Origin of the sequence: Paenarthrobacter sp. PH39-S1 (genome assembly GCF_030063245.1) — a bacterium.
Classification (GTDB): domain Bacteria; phylum Actinomycetota; class Actinomycetes; order Actinomycetales; family Micrococcaceae; genus Arthrobacter_M.
This window is the reverse complement of the sequence record NZ_JASISR010000015.1, coordinates 33,412-49,236: the sequence shown is the minus strand read 5'-3', so window position 1 is coordinate 49,236 and position 15,825 is coordinate 33,412. Positions and strand designations below refer to the sequence as shown.

Here is a 15,825-nt window from a genome sequence, read left to right as displayed (position 1 = left end):
CTATAACCTTATGGTTCCAGAATAACCAACGCGAGCGTACTGTCAAGTGCACGACAAGACTCGTCAGTGGTCCCGCGAGATGAAGTGCCTGCCTGCGCGTAAATTATGGGCCGTCACTGGCACGGCGGTGACGACGCGATGGGGATGACCCTGCCGATGGGTAGGCGCAGGGAAATCTCGAAGCAGTACGCACAGGATTAGGCGAAAGCCGTCGATGATCTCAGGTGACACCATCGACCGGTTGCCCAAACTCGCCAGGACCGGACTCGTAATCAGCACATGAACTCCCTGAAAATGGGAGCAGCGGGTCAGTGACCCGAGTCTCCGGTGCCGCGTTGGAGGAGTTCGGCGGCTTCGGCGAGGTGGTGTTCGAGCGCCCCGCGTTCTTCTGCGGAGAGTTTGGGCGTGCTGTCATAGATCGCGGTTCTGATACTGTTGCCCGCCCGGTCAACGATGTCGGCGCGAGTACGCGTGGTGAGTTCGACGCGCACCTTCCTCCGATCAGATGAGTCGGCCTCGATCGTAAGCGCACCGGCATCAGCCATCGAGCGCGTGATCCGTGATACGAGGCTTTGCGCGAGACCGGTTCGCTCGGTGATATCGCGGATCGTGGACAGCGGATGTCGGGCAATATCTTCGAGCACTGCCAGCTCACCGGCATTCACCCTGTCGTCGCCTATGTTTTTTGTTGCCCGCAATGCGATCTCACGTAACGTTCGGGCAAGGCGATGAAGGTCAGCAGCACGCATACCCCTTATTCAATCACAGGTGATATAGTTCTAATGCATCACAAGTGATTGAATTGGGAGGTTGTATGTTCTGGGACTGGGGAGATATCGGCCAGACCACCGACAACGTCATCATCATTGCCGGGATCGCGGTCCTCATTTTTCGTCAGTTCATCTGGCGGTCCGCCGAGCTGCACCGCATGCTGCGCCTGCCGATGATCATCATCGCTGTCGGGATCACCTACCTCATCGTCGAACTCTGGGGAGGATTCCACTGGGTTCCGGGTGACTGGTTGATCATCGGCGAACTGGCCCTGGTCTCAATCACCGGCACTGCGATGGGATACGTCACACGGTTCCGCACGGTCGACGGTCATCTCCAATATCGCCTCACTGCTGCCGGCATCGGACTATGGGCGGCGTTCATCGCGATCCGGGTGGGATCGTTCGTTCTGGCCTCTATGCTCGGTGCTAACCTCACCGACGCAACAGGGCTAATTCTTCTCTCGTTCGGAGTGAACCGCCTCGCGGCGATCACCGTCGTCAGACGACGTGTGCAACAGATCCTCGTGACTCTCTCAGGCGCGATTATTAGTTAGATAAGATCAGCCAATCGCCCTTATCTGTGACGTCTGCATGAGCGGTAGTTGGCTCGCGGGGAGAGTCAGGCACTCCGATAGCCGATGGTTCTGCCGGAGGATTGATCACGTTGACTAGGTGCTGGTCAGGCATCAATGCTGATAGGTGCCCGGAGATACTCCGATGAGTTTTGTGAATTCGCGGGTGAAGTGGGTTTGGTCGAACCACCCGTGGCGAGCAGCGAGGCCAGCAAGTGAGCCGATGTATCCCGCATCGAGGTCGCTGACGGCGTCGTGGATTCGGTAGCGTCTCAGTACCCACTTCGGTGTGGCGCCGACGTAGTGCTCGAAGAGCCGTTGTAGCCGGCGGGTACTGATCCCGCAACGTTCCTCGACCTGTCCTACACGAACCAGGGATCGGTCATGCAGTCGTAATGGCACTGGTGTCCACCGTCAGCGTTTCTCTGGTTTTACGCGGTGTGGCTGGGACCAGCCGGGGACCGTGCTGTTGAGGAACCGGATCTGGTCATCAGTTAGCTGGTTCCGGTGGTTCTTTTGTCGTTGGCCGTGTAACCAGACTCCCAGGACACGTTCGTCCTCGGAACTGAATCCCTTATAGCGGGGCCATGGTCTTTCCGTGGCCACGAATTCCTTCAGCTGGCCCAGCCGGGTGAACCAGCGTTGGGCGTCAGCAATTTCCCGGGGCGTGGATCTCCACTCCCCAACCGCATCAAGTACCTCCAGGTGTGATGGGTGGAGTCGGCCGTGGCGTTCACGGGCGCGTTGCTGGCTGAGCCAGCTGGCCAGGTTCTGTTCCTCCCGTGTGGCTCCGGAATGCACAGGCGCCCGGCCGGCAACAGCGATATGCTTTCTCAGCTCCTCCACCCGTTGCAGCCAGGCTTTTCCTGGAAGGGGCCGTGAGTCAGTTGTTTTGTTCGCCTGGTAATCTTCATTCAGCCCGGGGTCAATGACGATGCGGTGTTGGAGGTGGCGGTGGACGGTGCTTGCCGGGGCGTGGCACAGGGCCGCGATCCGGCCGAAAGGCAATCCTGCCCGGTACATCAGATCCCACTCCGGATGGCTACTCTCCGGCACCACAGGCACGTCCATAACCCCGATCCTCCCCCACAGCCCGGCCTACCGGCTACACCTCAACCACTAGCTCAGGTCCACGCCCCCTGCTGGGAGGGAGGGAGCGGCCGGCCCGTAAGCCGGTCCACAACCGAACAAACCGTTCATTGATTTGCAACAACGCCATCTCCGGGGCGCCGCCCGCGGCTCCAGTAAGTGGGTCTGTGCCAGCCATGAACAACATTCGAACAGGCGCCATTTCGATTGTCCTGCCCGGGAGGGGAAGGCCACTGGCTTCCCAGACATGACGAGGATCTGAGGCACTGGGTCCCCAGCGCGAAATCGGGGTATTGATCTCATCTACCAGAGCGCGCAGCAGGCGGGCCTAGACACCGGCGTGGATGCTGTGGCGCGGGCAACCGGACCCGTCCGTTGTCAGCTCCTGCACCATCGGCCGATCCACTGTCCTGATCCGCTCGTCGGCGCGACGCGAGTCGTCTAGTCCACTCAAAGTAGCCCCCGCCGTGAGTTCGGGCATGCTGTCATCCATCTCAGCGACAAATTCGGACTCACACTCGCCAAAGGATCCACGCCCCACTAGACCCCTCACCGGTGGGTCGAGCGGCTTGCCTTGCCCTGCCTGCCCGCCGCCAGATTGTTCGGGGTCAGGGGTCAGGGGGTCCGCCCCACGATGCACCGAGCTCGTTAGGCGCAATGCCGTTTACTTAGGGTTTTGTCTGTTAATCTTTTTTTATGGCACGCAGTGGATGGGTGAAGCCCGAAAGTTCTGAACGGTTGAGTGATGACGTCTCGCTGGGCGTGCTGACGCGCGTCTTCGCCCCTGATGTGGTGGACCGTGTGATCGCCCGGACCGGTGCCGGGCAGCAGCGCACGCGGCTGCTGCCGGCGCGGTTGATGGTGTACTACGTGATGGCGATGGCGTTATTCTCGGCCGGGTCCTATGAGGAGGTGATGCGGTCGTTGCTGGCCGGTCTGGACTGGATCACCGGGCGGTTCGGCGGCTGGACGATGCCGACGAAGGCCGCGATTTTCAAGGCCAGGACCAGGCTTGGCTCCACGGTCATGATCGAGCTCTTCACCGAGGTCGCCCAACCGCTGGCCGTTGCGGGTGGTCCTGGTTTCTACAAGTCATGGCGGCTGGTCAGCGTGGACGGCACGACCTTGGACATCGCCGATACGACGGTCAATGAACGCGCTTACGGCCGTCCGGGCACCAAATCCGAGGCCAAGAGCGCCTTCCCGCAGGCCAGGGTCCTGGGTCTCGTGGAGTGCGGCACGCACGCTGTGATCGGGGCGGTCGCTGCCAGCTGCACGACCAGCGAGCACGACATGTATCCGGCCCTGCGCCACCGCCTGGATCCGTCCATGTTGCTCATGGCCGACCGCGGGTTCTTCAGCTACGCGGCGTGGAAGGACAGCGCCGGGGACGGGGCGCAGCTTTTGTGGCGGATGAAGTCCTCGGCCCTGCTACCCGTGGTCCAGGAACTGCCGGACGGGTCATATCTTTCGGTCCTGTATCCCGATACCAGGGGCCGCCGGAACAAAACCGGTGGGATTGAGGTCCGGGTGATCGAATACACCGTCACCACGGGTGAGAGCACGAGCGATTTCCGGCTGATCACCACCATCCTGGACCCTGTCCTGGAACCGGTGGAGGACCTGGCCGAGCTCTACGCAAAACGCTGGGAAATCGAATCATGCTTCGATGAGCTCAAGACCCACCAGCGCGGACCATCGATCGTGCTGCGTTCCAAAACCCCGGACGGAGTGCTCCAGGAAATCTACGGCTACCTGTGCGTGCACTACGCCCTCAGGTCACTGATCGCCGGCGTCGCCCAACACTTCGAGGAAGACCCCCTCAGGATTTCCTTCACCAGGACTCTCCGGGCTGCCAGGCGTTCCCTCGCCGGCAGCCCGGCTTTTCCCCCCTCAAAAACAGGCTAAAAACAGCTTCGTGGCCTTCGCCACCGAAATCCTCCACGAGCTGCTGCCTCCGCGAAAACCCCGATCCAACCCACGGGTCATCAAACGCAAAATGTCCAACTGGCCACTCAAACGCATTCCCAAGCCTAAGTAAACGGTATTGTCGTTAGGCGAGTCCCCACCGCCAGGCATGGTGTCCTCCAGTGTCTGGAGACACCGGATGCTGACCGCTTGCTTGGCGAGCGTGGCTTCGCCTTCCTCGCCAAGTTTCCTCCATGGGATACGCACGGATCCCGTCTTCGCCACCTCGAGTACCTCTTCGACCGTGGCCGCTTCAGCGGTGCTGTGGGTGGGCAAGCCGTTTCCGTGCGCTGTCTATTGTCGCGGTGTGCATCGTTTCCAGCATGCTAGGAACCGCGGTTCCGATCGCTTCGAGCGACACGGACGACTTCTGACTGCTGTCATGCCGCGCGACCGTCGCTTGCCTCGCCTCTAGACCGCGGGGCCGACCTCGACGCTCAGCGGGACGCCCTTCAATTTCCCGCTCTGTCGCTCGCCGGCCAAACCCTTGAGCGGTCCGGGGCGTCGAGCCGCGCCCTGACATCTGCTGCCGCCAGGGCATCGATAAGCCCGGCCGCAGCGGTCGTTGTGCATTCATCGTCTTTAACCGCGATCACCACGGTGTGGACCGTGCGCTACCCGAGGTGGGATGCGCAGCCCGTGGTCGTCACCATGGGCCATAATCAGGCCACCGACCATGCGAGTGCTCGATCCCCACGCTGTGGCCCAGCATGTCTGCATCTGTCCGGCCATGTCGGTATAGGTGATATCGAAGAATCGTGCGAAGTTCTGCCCGAGCTCCTGACTTGTGGCCATCTGCAGGGCCTTGCCATCGCCCATCATCGCCTCGCACGTCATCGTGTTGATCGCTCCGGCGAATCGCTCCCGCTTCGTCTTGACCCCTACCAGGACGGGGATCGCCAAAACGTTCCCTTGATATATCGAGTCCACCCGGTGAAGACTCCAACCTTCCGAAAGATTGAGGGATTCGTGGCCATGCTGGACCGGTATGAGGCGCCCTACTCGCAATAGCGCGGCCCCTTAAGCGGCCAGTCCACGGCATGTCCCCACCCCGATCCGACCATGTCCATCGTTTAGGCGTTGCGGGCTGGGCGGCCTAACGCGGGAATGGTGTACATAATCGCATCTGCCATTATCGCGTCAGGGGAACGCGAATGCTAAGCCCTCGCCGACGATGCGCAGGCTCAGTTCATAGCCGGGACGGGCCAACATGGCGTAGCAATGCTGAATACTGATGATTTCCCCGCCCTGGGCTGATCCGGGTCGACAGGCTTATGTGGGTCGACGGATAGGGATACCGCCGAGCGAGAGTGGCCAGCGAGCCTTCCACCCATGCCTCCAGAATCATTGCATTTCCGAGAAATTCCGCGGTGGCTGGGGTCCGCCGGCCGGGTATACACCACGAACGGGTTGCCGATCTGAACTAGCTGTATGTGAACGAGAACTACTACCGATATGGGATAGCTGATGTCTGAAAGAGCCTTGCAGATCGATCCATAGCCTCCTATACTCTGAAAGAACCTTTCAGAGTATAGGAGACCCACCATGGATGGAATCCGTCCGAATCTCACCGATCCTGCCGTTCTAGATGCCCTATCGCATCCAGTGCGGCTTGACGTACTGAGCTACCTGATGTCATCGGGTCCTGCAACCGCTTCCGAGTGCGCACGTGCTGTCGGGGATACCCCGTCGAACTGCAGCTATCACCTGAGAGTGCTCGCCAGCCATCGCCTTGTCGTGGCCGAGGAGTCGGGAGACGGACGGATGAAACCGTGGCGGGCCACGATTACGGGTTTCTCGACCGACCTGTCGGACAGCTCTCCCGATCAAGCCGGAGTTGACTCCATGCTCGAGGCGTCATTACAACTCGATCATCAGCTGGCCCGCGAGCATCTGAGGACGCGGTCGAGCCTTCCGCATGAATGGACCAAAGTTGACGCCTACGCGACATATGGCCTGCTCGTCACCCCATCGGAACTCGCGGCCCTCATCGAGGGTATGGACGCGGTCATCCGTCCGTTCCTTGCCGCCACCCGCACCGATGCCCCCAACGGTGCCGAACCCGCCCACCTCTCGGTCACTGCTTTCCCCCGTCCCCGATTTGGACGCTCGTGACCACCGAAACCATGGCCGGCTCGGCGTTTCGCAGCGCCCCGTTCCGTCGTCTGTGGACGGCAGGGCTTCTCTCCGACACCGGAGACTGGCTGCTGTTCATCGCGCTCCCACTGGTCGTGCTACGACTCACCGGCTCGGCAGTTGCGACGTCGTTCGCCTTCGTCCTCGAGCTGGTGCCGGCCATCGTGCTCGCACCACTTGTAGCCCGACTGGTCAACCGCCTTGATCGCCGGACGTTCATGTGGATGATTAACGTCGGCCAGGCGCTGTCGCTGATCCCACTGCTGTTTATTCACGCACTCGAAGATCTGCCGCTGGTATACGTGGTCATCGTGCTCCAAGCAGTGTTCAGCGCAGCGTTCGAGCCGACGAAGAACGCGCTTCTGCCTGCCCTCGTCGGAGCTGACCGTATCGTCTCCGCAAACGCGCTCGTCAGCCTCAACCAGAACCTCGGACGCCTGCTCGGTGGACCGCTCGGGGGCGTGCTACTTGCGGTCGGCAACCTCAGCCTAGTCGTCGCCGCCGACCTTGCCAGCTACCTGGCCTCGGCCGTGCTCGTGACCTGTCTCCCTCAATCAAGACCGCCAGCATCAACCGTTCGTGCACCGCGCTCAAGTCTCGTACGTGTGCTGATTGATCGAAATCTGCGTGGGCCGTTCACTGTCATCTTCGCCACGTCGATCGCGCAGGGCATGTTCGTGGTGCTCTTCGTATTCTTCGTCACCGACACGCTCGGCGGAACAGAGGCCGACGTCGGGCTCCTCCGCGGCGTTCAGGCTATCGGTGCCATCGCGGCTGGCATAGCCCTCGGTTTCATAGCATCGAGGATCGGCGTCCGCGCCCTGAGCATCACGGGGGCGACCGCATTCGCAGTGGTATCGCTAATCATCTGGAACCTTTCATTCGTGACTGACGAACTGTGGGCGTATATTGTGTTGTTTGCCGTTGTTGGCGCGCCGGGCGTCTTCCTGGGCGACGGCCTGGTCAGCATTTTGCAACTGACGAGTAACGACGACCAGCGAGGAAGTGTGTTCGCCACGCTTGGTCTTGTCATGGCGCTCGGCCAATCGGTTGGGCTGCTGATCGCCGGTGCTCTGCAGGAGACCGTCGGCACCCTGCCACTCCTTGAGTTACAGGGCGTTATATACCTACTCGCCGCAGGCCTCGCGTGCCTGTTGCTCAAATCGCCTCCTGCCAAAGCCGGATGAAAATCGCATCCATACCCGTTCTGGGACGATCCAGTGCATCGCCCGCCGGGGACATGCCCTTTCACCTGTGGGTGGTGAAGTCCGACGACATCGACGATCAGGTCCTGGGTGAGGCAACTGCATCGGGCCGCAACATACCGGCCGTTGGGCGGCAAATGATAGTTCATTGATAAGCCAAAGGGCAGGATCGGCTCAAGGCGAATGGATCGTTTCCCAACGGTTCTCGATCCCTGTGACTGTTAACTGGGAATGGCGGTTTTCGCACAGTTGGCCTGATGGATTTAATCGCTCCCTGGCGGCGTTCCGTGATCGCTTGGTCTTGCCTTCAGGGAGGATGATGCCATGCGGCTAGTCCTTGATTGCTCGCGACCGCCTATAGAACGTTGCTCGGGACATTCCGAGATCGCGGGCAACCTGCGCAGCGGGGTCGCCGCCTTCAACCAGGCGGACAGCGCTTCTAATCTGACTGTCAGTAACCCGGCGGGGTCGGCCGCCAAGGTTCTTTCCAGCTTCGCGCCGTTTGCTGATGGAATCGGTAACGCGTTCGCGCTTGATCTCGTGTTCCATTTGCGCGAGAGCGGTCATGATCGTGAACAACATCGAGCCCATGGGTCGCGGTGTCGACGTCGCCGCCGCCGAGGTTCAATACGCGTAGGCCCGCGCCACTCCCCCGGAGTTCGTCGGCGAAGGAAAGCATGTTCTGTGTGGATCGTCCAAGCCGGTCCAGTGTCGTGATGACGAGGGTGTCGCCATCGATCAGCGCGTCGAGTGCCCGATCGAACTGGGGTCGTGAAGCTCGCGCCCCAGACATACCGTGATCAACATAGAGGTCATCGCGTCGGACGCCGGCGGCCATAAGATCCACCTGCTGCCGGTCGGTGGACTGTTGCCGCGTCGAAACACGTGCCGTAGCCGATCAGTATTTTAGACACCCTGCGGAATAGCGTGTCATATAACGCCGCCCCGTCACCGGTCACTTCACCGGACGGGTGTTACGGGACGGTGGTGGGCTGGAGTTCACAATGATGCAGTTCTTGGGTGGGTGCGTCCGGTGGAGGACCGGCTTACGGACACTCTGCCAACGACTGTAAGGGGCACCTCTTCCGGGACGACGCCCCGCCGCCGACTCAAGGAATCGAGAAATTCGAGGATGGTCGCGGGACTTGATGAAGCCAAGAATGGATCAGACGAAACGCCTGCCTGCATCCAAAAAGGCTGGACCAATGTGGGCAAGATGAAGCTGTGACCACCAATGACGAGCAGCTCTTTCTGACTTATGTCCACAAGAACCCGATCAACGGGCAAATACTTCAGCTGGCGCCGCTTCTTGGCGTCTCCGACTGGTGGCTGACGGCCGGGGCGTTGTTCCAAACCGTGTGGAACGTATTGGAAGGCAAAGACCCGCGCGCCGGCATCCGAGACTACGACCTGTTCTACTTCGACGAAGACACGACATACGAGGCGGAAAACGCTGTCATTCTCCGGGCGCGTCAGCTGTTCAAGGACCTGGGCGTCGACGTTGAAGTTCGCAACGAAGCCCGTGTGCACCTTTGGTACGAGGATCACTTTGGCGTTCCAGCCATCCCCTTCACCAGCACCACCGATGCGATCGATCATTTCGCCGCGAAGACCTGCTGCTTCGCCGTCACCTCAGATAAGGCGGGAGTCCTCACCACGTACGCACCACACGGCTACGAGGACCTGTTCGCACGAAAGATAGTGTCAAACCCGGTGCTTGCACCCCAAGATGTGTACGAGACGAAAACCAAAAGGTGGAGTGCTGAATGGCCCTCGCTAACAGTACTGCCTTGGCCCGCGGACAGATCCTTCGAAGAAGTACTGGTGCCGACCGCAACAACTGGCGGATCGCAATCATGACCGATCTACTTCAAATGTGGTGGATGACAGCCCCGGCTATGGTCGATCCGGTTGTCCGGAGACAACTTCTGGAGTGTTGGCGGGACGTCTCCAACGCGGGCGGGGCCGTGGGATTCCCATTCCCACCGGTTTCCGATGAGCAAGTCCGGTCTTCACTTGATGCCATGGTTAAATCGCTCGATGAACCGGCTAATCGGCTCCTGCTGGCCTCTATCAACGATGAGCTGGCTGGATGGCTGTTCCTGGCCGGTAATTCCAGCGAGCTCACAGCGCACTGGGCACGAGTACTTCGCGTCCAGACCGCACTTAACTTCAGGAAACGCGGCGTCGGGCGAGCACTCATGACCGAGGTAGCACGAGCTGGCACCGAGGACCTAGCACTTGACCACCTGCACCTTGAATTGCGTTCAGGCATCGGCCTTGAAGACTTCTACAAGTCATGCGGGTGGCAGGAAATCGGGCGTTGGCCAGGAGCTCTCCGGTTGCCGGAGGGTGACCAAGACGAGGTCCTCATGGCCCTGCCCCTAAGCCAGGCTCCCGGAACGGCCGGCAGCGCCCGGTAAGCGATCATCTAACGGACCGCCTCCGTCGGTTCTGCTGTGGGCAGATGAGGCGGACAGGGCGAAGCGTTGCCGGTTAGGGTATGGGAATGGGCGACATCATTCAATTTGATCCAACCGGTGCGTCGTGGCGTCGACATCACGAACCGCCGCTTCGTGATGTGTTCGGGGAGATTTTCAAGGACGCCCGCATTGAGCGCGGCGAACGGTTGGTGGAGGTTGCACGGCGGGCGGCGATTTCGGTGCAGTATCTGTCCGAGATCGAACGCGGGCGCAAGGACGCGTCCTCGGAGGTCTTCGCCAGTGTGGCCCACGCGCTGGACATGTCGATGTTCGACCTGACCGGCCAAGCAGCACAGCGGTTGTCCAGTACCGGACGCACCGGCCATACTTCCGGGCCGGTGTGCCTCGCTGCCTGACCGGTCAGGCCTTGCGGTTCTCGACCACCTGATCGACCAGCCCGTATTCCACGGCTTGGCTGGCGTTGAGGATCAGGTTGCAGTCTGTGTCCTGCCGGATGGTTTCGATGCGCTTACCTGTGTGCTGGGCGAGGATCTCCTCCAGTAGCGACTTGACCCGCGCTACCTCCTCGGCGTCGAGGATTAGGTCCGGAACGGTTCCGCGGCCCGGTTCGACACTGGGCTGGTGGAGGACGGCGCGTCCGCGCGGCAGGATGGAGCGCTGGCCTGGCGCACCGCAGGCGAGCAACACCGCAGCGGTGAAGGCCGCCTGTCCAATGCAGACCGTCCGGATGGGCGATCGTACATACTGCACGGCATCATAGATGCCGAGCATCGCTTCAATCGAGCCGCCAGGAGAGTTGATATAGAGGTCGATGGGCGTATCTGGAGACTGTGATTCCAAGTGGATGAGTTGGGCGATGAGGTTGTTAGCCACGCCGTCGTCGATAGGTGTGCCCAGATAGATGATGCGCTCGGCGAGCAGGCTGCTATAAATGTCAAGGGTTTGGCGCGAGCCGTCGCTGGAACGGATAGTGACATAGGGAATGGTGTAACTGCTCATCGAGAGCCTCCCAGGCTGACGCTGGCCGGCTTGTCTGGTCGGATGTCGTCGAGATTCTCGAGGATGTGGTCCACAAATCCGTAGTCCCGCGCCTCAGTGGCAGTGAACCACCGGTCGCGCTGCGAGTCCGTGCTGATCCGTTCGACGGGTTGACCAGTGTCGGCGGCGATGAGGGACAGGACGGTGTCGCGGGTGTGTCGCAGGTCAGCGGCCTGGATCTCAATGTCCGTTGCCGTTCCGCCGAGGCCGCCAGAGCCTTGATGCAGCAGGATGCGGGCGTGCGTCAAAGCGTACCGCTTGCCCGGGCTTCCCGCGCTGAGGAGGAATTGTCCGGCACTGGCGGCCCAACCCACGGCAAGGGTCGAAACGTCATTGGGAATGAGGCGCATGATGTCGCGAATGGCCAGCATGGCCGGTACAGATCCGCCCGGAGAGTTGATCCACAAGCTGATGTCCCGACGGGAATCCTCGGCAGATAGCAAGAGCAGTTGTGTGCAGAGTCGGTTCCCGCTCTCCTGGTCCAGTTGGTCACCGAGGAGGAGAATTCGGTGTCGCATCAATTGCTGGGACAGGGTGTCGTCGAGGGGTCGGGTGCTGTCCTGTTGAGTGTTCATGCTGCCAGCCTGTCCGTGCGCTACCGGGAAGACAATGGCATTCGCCTCTGGGCAGATCTGCCATGGGCAGATAGCCCTTGGCCGCCAGTATGTCGAGGAACACAGGAATTTATCGATTGTGCGATGCCGGCGGGCTCGACACATCCATCCCGCAAGCGGATCCTCTTACGGCGATCGCGTCGCCCCATAGGGCAAACGCCCCAGTCGTCGCCGTAGATCGTTCCCCATACGGACACGCCGCGGCTGTGCAGACGCGTACTGAAATTTGTGCAGCCGACTTCTGAAAATGACACGATCAGTTTCGTCATGGGCTGCTCCGATGTGTCTCGCAACTAACGGTGGATACACCGATTCAACCAGAAGCTTTCGAGACGTAGTTACGAGACTCGCCAGCCGTGGCACGAACTCGTTCGATTCAACGAAAACTAGGGCCCTGCCCGCCGTCGCGGTCGTTCAGTCGATGAGACGCCTCAAATCCCTAGGCTTGTGCAACACATCGTCACATGACAGGCGGGCCTCCATGGCGGCACGGTCCAGCATGATGTCCCGCAGGGTCACCGGGTCCGTCCGCAAGATGTCTCTGGACGCCTGTAACGGACCGGAGGTCACCGGGCTGCCTCGTCCCCAGCAGCGGTTGGAGGTGTTCTGGCTGGGCGGTGCCAGCGGTCTTGCTCCAGCGTGGTGCCATAGGGAACGTCGGCGCTGGCCTCCACGGTGAACAGTGACCGGCTTCGGCGGGCGATCAGGATCCCGCACCGTTCCCCGGCAGCGGCGGTCACACGGACCTGTTCCACGGCGCGGTCCAGTTCGTTCTGCAGAGCCACAGGGTTCTCGGCCACCACGTGAAGGAATCCGGGGGCCTCCGGTCGGACCGGCATACGGGCATCGGGTACTGCGGTCATAGGCAACGTATCCCTCGATCTGTTCCGCTGCAGGTCTGGGCTCGCGCTGACAATTCTTTATCCGCCCTCATACGCTATGGCATTGCCTGTGGCATCCCTACCCAACCGAAAAAACCGGGACTCCGTCCAGGGGAACGGACAGCCCTTAGGCCTTCAACAGCATAAACCTTTCCTAACCAGGACCGTCCGGACGCTCTCATTGTGTCGAGTACCTGGCCCTTGTCCGGGCGCCCGTCAGCAGCCAGCGATCCTGCTGTGCGCTTGCCCCGGCAAACGCTCATGACCTTTCGAAAAGGACGAAACTGTGGAGGGTGCGGAACCGGGCGTATATTGGTGGCCTGAGCAACCTGCGCCACTGTCGGCGCTGACCTTGGGGGCCGTCATTCCCGTTCAGTTCATTTGTTGTGAGTGCGGCCTCCCGGCCGCCCCAATCAGGCGCGTCTCCCGGTCCACCATGACCCGGGAAGACCAACCGCCCGCACTGGCGTGGTGCTGCCCGGATCCGTGGTGTCCCAATTCGATCGGCAGACTCAATGGCCGGATCGGCTTCAGGCCAAAAGACAGCAGCCCCCAAGGCACCTGCGACCGCTAACCCCCGCCCAGGCGGGCCGAACACGGCGATGTCGCCACGTCTGCCGGGCCCCGCAAGGGGTTCGGGATGCATCCTGCTCACCGCCGGCGACCACACCATGTATGAACTCGGCGAACTCTTCTCCGTTAGCCGTTCCACTGTTTATCGCGCGGTTGAATGGGCGCGCCCGAAAGCGGGAATCCTAGTCGACTCCTGACGCTCGGCGGAGTCTAGACCAACGGTTCGAAAACCGCCAAACCGAGCTGCGAAAAAACCGCCATTCCCAGTTAATAGTCACATCGATGCCTGCCCGAGAGTGTGCTCGCAAACGTTCCATAACTACTGCCCAGGAATCTGTCCGAAATCAAATCCGCCGAAAGCTCGTCGTTTCGGTAGGGGCTTCTGACACCCTTTTCGGGGCACGGTTACCAAACGAGCACTGAGCAACATTTCCGGTTCACGCGAGCGGTGTGGCCGAGACCGGATTAGGCCTCGATAAGGTGCCCGCGACGAGAAAGTGGAAGGGCCGCATCGATTCGGAACCGATGCAAACGTGCTGAGGATTGCGGGGAAAGTCCTATCGACCGTCTGGCAGACTCCCACGCAGTCATGACGACGCTTGCAAGTCATCTGCGGTGAGCGTCGGTGGTTATCCATAGAATGATCGCAGCGGAGGTTGCGACGCCGAGCACGAGCATGATCGCCGAGGTCCACACCGCTGAGCGGCTGCGAAGGAACGCACCGCCGACCAACCCCGCCAGTGGCAGGACGAGCGCGACGGCGACGGCCCAGACGAGCAGTCGGTGGGATTCGGCGAGCTTCATCGACGTTGGCTGCTCGCCGAAGAACGGTGCTGAGACGATCATGGCGTAAAACAGCAGTGAAGCCGTAATCGTCAGCCAGAGGACTCCATTAAGTACCAGCAGTGTGATTATCAGTGCGCTTCGGAGGCGTTGGGCAGGGATGTGCACCGCGCCTACGGTTGGGGCTGCGTGCGGGAGGTGCGTGACACGAGGTAGTTACCCAGCGCCTCGAGCAGGCCCCGGCTGCCTTTCTCGCGGTTCGGCCCGTCGGCCCAGAACTGGTCGAAGAATACGCCGTGCTCGACGTGCGTGAACCGGGTGCCCTCGTTGATCGGCTCGAACTCGAAAGACGCCACCGACGTTGACATGTGGACCCCGTCGAGCCACATGTCGTATGTCGTCACGATGCGGACGTAATCCACAATGTCGGTGTACGTGGCCTCGTACCGCGAGGCCGGACCGTCGTGAAACGTCCCCTCGTCGACGTCGCGTCCGCCGACGCGGAAGTCGAACGCCCACTCGCCATGCTCAACGGCGTCGCCGCCGCCAAACCAGCTTAATTTCTGATCCTCCTGGGCGAAGGCGTCCCAGACACTCTCGCACGGGACGGGGTAGTCGCGGGTGAGGGTGAACCCGGCGCGCGCGAGGCGGCGTTCGATCGTCATCAGTGCGTCCTATCGTGTCAAGGTGACGTGGATCCTGCCACTCTCGGCCACTTCCGTCGTCACCTCGTGGGTGCGTTCGAAGCCGCGCAGGTCGTCCCACAGCCTGTTACCCCGGCCAAGGAAAATTGGGGCGACCATGAGGTGCACGTCGTCGACTAGACCGGCGCGCAGAAAGTCGCGCGCTGTACTGTAGCCACCGCTGATGCGCACATCTGACCCGTCGGCGGCCTCGGTCGCCTCAGCCAGCGCATCCTCGATTGCAGTGTTGCGGAAGTGGAACGTCGTTCCGCCCTCCATCGGGATCGAGGGACGAGGTGCGGTGTGGGTGAGGACGTAGACCGGGGTCCCGTACGGCGGATTGTCACCCCACCAGCCCTTCCAGTCCGGATCGTCTGGGAAGGCGTGGAACCCGAACATCCCCGCGCCCATGATTTCCGAGCCGACGCTATGGAAGAATGCGCGGGCGTATCGGTCGTCGACGCCGGTCGTGCCTTTTCCGCTGGTGTCGCCAAAGACGTTCTCCCGGAACGTGCGGGTCATGGTCCACCCGGCCGAGAGGCGACCCCAGTCGGCGCCCATCGGGGCCTCGGGCGTCGGGTCGTCAGGTGTGTAGCCGTCCAGCGAGGTGAAAAGGTCCATGCGAACGCGTGTCATATCAGATTTCCTTTGGTGTGGTGCGGATCGGGTGGATGCCGAGCCTGTCGGCATGGCGTTCTGCGGGGGTTCGTTGCTCGCCCAGCCACAGGTGCAGGACGTCGAGGGAGCCCGGTCGCAGGCTCACGGTGCGGACGCGTCCGTGCTTCTGCGACGTGACCAGACCGGCGTTTTCGAGGACGCGCAGGTGCTGCATGAGCGACGGCAAAGCCATCGAAAACGGTTCAGCGAGTTCGGACACGACGGCTGGGGATTTCGCCAATCGTTCGACGATGGCCCGGCGCGTCGGATCCGCGAGAGCGCGGAGCACGGCGTCGAGCTCGTCATAATACTTAGGCACATACCTAAGTATGGCCGCATAGGAGGGGATGCGTCAACCGGTTCACGCCCAAGAATGTTGCGACCGCTGCGCTTGGCGGATACGAGGATC

Annotated in this window: 18 protein-coding genes and 2 pseudogenes; 7 read left to right on the top strand and 13 right to left on the bottom strand. The window is 61.3% G+C overall.

Annotation, left to right across the window (positions count from 1 at the left end; translation table 11 throughout):
* Window positions 1-308: 308 nt before the first annotated feature.
* Window positions 309-749, bottom strand: coding sequence for a MarR family winged helix-turn-helix transcriptional regulator (locus QMG52_RS11240; RefSeq protein WP_283560494.1), 441 nt, complete (start codon window positions 747-749; stop codon window positions 309-311).
* Between the two features lie 44 nt (window positions 750-793).
* On the opposite strand from QMG52_RS11240, the gene QMG52_RS11235 reads away from it, so the two are divergent.
* Entirely contained in the window at window positions 794-1,327 is a 534-nt protein-coding gene (locus QMG52_RS11235; protein WP_283560493.1) for a hypothetical protein, read from the top strand.
* A gap of 132 nt (window positions 1,328-1,459) precedes the next feature.
* Here QMG52_RS11235 and QMG52_RS22280 read toward each other — a convergent pair whose 3' ends face one another.
* Both QMG52_RS22280 and QMG52_RS11230 read right to left on the bottom strand, forming a co-directional pair.
* Window positions 1,460-1,747, bottom strand: a complete 288-nt coding sequence (locus tag QMG52_RS22280) for a helix-turn-helix transcriptional regulator (protein ID WP_502920507.1) — start codon at window positions 1,745-1,747, stop codon at window positions 1,460-1,462.
* A gap of 12 nt (window positions 1,748-1,759) precedes the next feature.
* Window positions 1,760-2,416 (bottom strand): helicase associated domain-containing protein, encoded by a 657-nt coding sequence (locus QMG52_RS11230; protein WP_283560492.1) that lies wholly within the window; start codon window positions 2,414-2,416, stop codon window positions 1,760-1,762.
* Window positions 2,417-3,130: 714 nt separating this feature from the next.
* Here QMG52_RS11230 and QMG52_RS11225 point away from each other — a divergent pair.
* On the top strand, window positions 3,131-4,342 hold the full coding sequence (locus QMG52_RS11225; protein WP_283560491.1) for an IS4 family transposase: 1,212 nt from the start codon (window positions 3,131-3,133) through the stop codon (window positions 4,340-4,342).
* Window positions 4,343-4,984: 642 nt separating this feature from the next.
* Here QMG52_RS11225 and QMG52_RS11220 read toward each other — a convergent pair.
* Both QMG52_RS11220 and QMG52_RS11215 read right to left on the bottom strand, forming a co-directional pair.
* Window positions 4,985-5,332 carry a class-II aminoacyl-tRNA synthetase family protein gene (locus QMG52_RS11220; RefSeq protein ID WP_283560490.1) on the bottom strand — a complete coding sequence of 116 codons (348 nt, stop codon included), beginning with the start codon at window positions 5,330-5,332 and terminating at the stop codon, window positions 4,985-4,987.
* Window positions 5,333-5,542: 210 nt separating this feature from the next.
* A pseudogene (locus tag QMG52_RS11215) lies at window positions 5,543-5,871 on the bottom strand (ABC transporter ATP-binding protein); the annotation flags it as partial.
* A gap of 76 nt (window positions 5,872-5,947) precedes the next feature.
* Between QMG52_RS11215 and QMG52_RS11210 the strand changes: the two are divergent.
* Both QMG52_RS11210 and QMG52_RS11205 read left to right on the top strand, forming a co-directional pair.
* The gene (locus QMG52_RS11210) at window positions 5,948-6,517 is read left to right on the top strand and encodes a winged helix-turn-helix domain-containing protein (protein ID WP_283560489.1); all 570 of its coding nucleotides are present in this window, start codon (window positions 5,948-5,950) and stop codon (window positions 6,515-6,517) included.
* Entirely contained in the window at window positions 6,514-7,725 is a 1,212-nt protein-coding gene (locus QMG52_RS11205; protein ID WP_283560488.1) for an MFS transporter, read from the top strand. Before QMG52_RS11210 ends, QMG52_RS11205 begins: the two co-directional genes overlap by 4 nt.
* A 348-nt stretch (window positions 7,726-8,073) precedes the next feature.
* Here QMG52_RS11205 and QMG52_RS11200 read toward each other — a convergent pair.
* Window positions 8,074-8,632 (bottom strand): annotated as a pseudogene (locus tag QMG52_RS11200) (recombinase family protein); the annotation flags it as partial.
* 335 nt (window positions 8,633-8,967) lie between these two features.
* On the opposite strand from QMG52_RS11200, the gene QMG52_RS11195 reads away from it, so the two are divergent.
* The 3 genes from QMG52_RS11195 to QMG52_RS11185 all read left to right on the top strand — a co-directional run bounded on the left by QMG52_RS11195 (window position 8,968) and on the right by QMG52_RS11185 (window position 10,582).
* The gene (locus QMG52_RS11195; protein WP_283560486.1) at window positions 8,968-9,603 is read left to right on the top strand and encodes a nucleotidyltransferase family protein; all 636 of its coding nucleotides are present in this window, start codon (window positions 8,968-8,970) and stop codon (window positions 9,601-9,603) included.
* A gap of 164 nt (window positions 9,604-9,767) precedes the next feature.
* Window positions 9,768-10,166 (top strand): GNAT family N-acetyltransferase, encoded by a 399-nt coding sequence (locus QMG52_RS11190; RefSeq protein ID WP_349361699.1) that lies wholly within the window; start codon window positions 9,768-9,770, stop codon window positions 10,164-10,166.
* 86 nt (window positions 10,167-10,252) lie between these two features.
* The gene (locus QMG52_RS11185) at window positions 10,253-10,582 is read left to right on the top strand and encodes a helix-turn-helix domain-containing protein (protein ID WP_283560485.1); all 330 of its coding nucleotides are present in this window, start codon (window positions 10,253-10,255) and stop codon (window positions 10,580-10,582) included.
* Window positions 10,583-10,586: 4 nt separating this feature from the next.
* Here the strand turns inward: QMG52_RS11185 and QMG52_RS11180 are convergent, their stop codons facing one another.
* The 7 genes from QMG52_RS11180 to QMG52_RS11150 form a co-directional block, all read right to left on the bottom strand.
* A complete protein-coding gene (locus tag QMG52_RS11180) occupies window positions 10,587-11,186 on the bottom strand; it encodes a ClpP family protease (protein ID WP_283560484.1) in 600 nt (199 codons plus the stop codon).
* Window positions 11,183-11,800 carry a ClpP family protease gene (locus QMG52_RS11175; protein ID WP_283560483.1) on the bottom strand — a complete coding sequence of 206 codons (618 nt, stop codon included), beginning with the start codon at window positions 11,798-11,800 and terminating at the stop codon, window positions 11,183-11,185. Before QMG52_RS11175 ends, QMG52_RS11180 begins: the two co-directional genes overlap by 4 nt.
* A 605-nt stretch (window positions 11,801-12,405) precedes the next feature.
* Complete coding sequence (locus QMG52_RS11170; RefSeq protein WP_283560482.1) at window positions 12,406-12,702, bottom strand: hypothetical protein; 297 nt, start codon at window positions 12,700-12,702, stop codon at window positions 12,406-12,408.
* 1,197 nt (window positions 12,703-13,899) lie between these two features.
* Entirely contained in the window at window positions 13,900-14,244 is a 345-nt protein-coding gene (locus tag QMG52_RS11165) for a hypothetical protein (RefSeq protein WP_283560481.1), read from the bottom strand.
* 5 nt (window positions 14,245-14,249) lie between these two features.
* A complete protein-coding gene (locus QMG52_RS11160) occupies window positions 14,250-14,741 on the bottom strand; it encodes an SRPBCC domain-containing protein (protein WP_283560480.1) in 492 nt (163 codons plus the stop codon).
* 9 nt (window positions 14,742-14,750) lie between these two features.
* On the bottom strand, window positions 14,751-15,395 hold the full coding sequence (locus QMG52_RS11155) for a dihydrofolate reductase family protein (protein ID WP_283560479.1): 645 nt from the start codon (window positions 15,393-15,395) through the stop codon (window positions 14,751-14,753).
* 1 nt (window position 15,396) lies between these two features.
* Window positions 15,397-15,735 (bottom strand): ArsR/SmtB family transcription factor, encoded by a 339-nt coding sequence (locus QMG52_RS11150; protein ID WP_283560478.1) that lies wholly within the window; start codon window positions 15,733-15,735, stop codon window positions 15,397-15,399.
* Between the last annotated feature and the right edge of the window lie 90 nt (window positions 15,736-15,825).

What these genes read in the sequence shown, in the direction of transcription:
- QMG52_RS11190 (WP_349361699.1), top strand. Translation starts at nt 9,768, where the DNA reads ATGGTTAAATCGCTCGATGAACCGGCTAATCGGCTCCTGCTGGCCTCT.
- QMG52_RS11210 (WP_283560489.1), top strand. Translation starts at nt 5,948, where the DNA reads ATGGATGGAATCCGTCCGAATCTCACCGATCCTGCCGTTCTAGATGCC.
- QMG52_RS11230 (WP_283560492.1), bottom strand. Translation starts at nt 2,416, where the DNA reads ATGGACGTGCCTGTGGTGCCGGAGAGTAGCCATCCGGAGTGGGATCTG.
- QMG52_RS11175 (WP_283560483.1), bottom strand. Translation starts at nt 11,800, where the DNA reads ATGAACACTCAACAGGACAGCACCCGACCCCTCGACGACACCCTGTCC.
- QMG52_RS11225 (WP_283560491.1), top strand. Translation starts at nt 3,131, where the DNA reads ATGGCACGCAGTGGATGGGTGAAGCCCGAAAGTTCTGAACGGTTGAGT.
- QMG52_RS11240 (WP_283560494.1), bottom strand. Translation starts at nt 749, where the DNA reads ATGCGTGCTGCTGACCTTCATCGCCTTGCCCGAACGTTACGTGAGATC.
- QMG52_RS11180 (WP_283560484.1), bottom strand. Translation starts at nt 11,186, where the DNA reads ATGAGCAGTTACACCATTCCCTATGTCACTATCCGTTCCAGCGACGGC.
- QMG52_RS11170 (WP_283560482.1), bottom strand. Translation starts at nt 12,702, where the DNA reads ATGACCGCAGTACCCGATGCCCGTATGCCGGTCCGACCGGAGGCCCCC.
- QMG52_RS11155 (WP_283560479.1), bottom strand. Translation starts at nt 15,395, where the DNA reads ATGACACGCGTTCGCATGGACCTTTTCACCTCGCTGGACGGCTACACA.
- QMG52_RS11160 (WP_283560480.1), bottom strand. Translation starts at nt 14,741, where the DNA reads ATGACGATCGAACGCCGCCTCGCGCGCGCCGGGTTCACCCTCACCCGC.
- QMG52_RS11185 (WP_283560485.1), top strand. Translation starts at nt 10,253, where the DNA reads ATGGGCGACATCATTCAATTTGATCCAACCGGTGCGTCGTGGCGTCGA.